1 protein-coding gene is annotated in these 779 nt (G+C 65.5%); it reads right to left on the reverse strand.

Annotated features, from left to right (window positions below):
• Positions 1 to 779 (reverse strand): serine hydroxymethyltransferase (locus tag U5775_RS38890; protein ID WP_322063431.1); only part of this gene is annotated, 779 nt, incomplete at both ends.

Raw genomic sequence — 779 nt, forward strand, 5'->3', positions numbered from 1 at the left:
GTCTTGAAGCTCGGGTCGAGCGCTTCGCCGAACGCCACCGCCTTGCCGGCGATCACGTGCATCAGCGGGCCGCCCTGCAAGCCGGGGAAGACGGCCGAGTTGATCTTTTTGGCGATCTCCTCGTCGTTGGTGAGCACGAAGCCGCCGCGCGGACCGCGCAGCGTCTTGTGCGTCGTGGACGTGACCACGTGCGCATGGTCGACCGGATTCGCATGGCGGCCGGCCGCAATCACGCCCGCGATATGGGCCATGTCGACCATCAGCTTCGCGCCCACGCTATCGGCGATCGCGCGGAAGCGCGCGAAATCCAGTTCGCGCGGATAGGCGGAAAAGCCGGCGATGATGAGGCTCGGCTTGTGCTGCTGCGCGAGCTCCTCGACCTGGTCGTAGTCGATACGCATCGTCTCGCGGTTCACGCCGTACTGCACCGCGTTGAACCACTTGCCCGAAAGCGCGGGCTTCGCGCCGTGCGTGAGGTGGCCGCCCGCGTCGAGCGACATGCCGAGCACCGTGTCGCCCGGCTTGGCCAGCGCGAGCATGACCGCGCCATTGGCCTGGGCGCCCGAATGCGGCTGGACGTTGGCGAAGCCGGCATTGAAGAGCTGCTTGATGCGCTCGATCGCCAGCGACTCGATATCGTCCATGAATTCGCAACCGCCGTAATAGCGCTTGCCGGGATAGCCTTCCGCATATTTATTGGTCAGCACCGAGCCCTGCGCCTCCAGCACCGCGCGCGAGACGATGTTTTCCGACGCGATCATTTCGACCTGCGACTGCTG

The organism is Paraburkholderia sp. J63 (assembly GCF_905220245.1).
Lineage (GTDB): Bacteria > Pseudomonadota > Gammaproteobacteria > Burkholderiales > Burkholderiaceae > Paraburkholderia.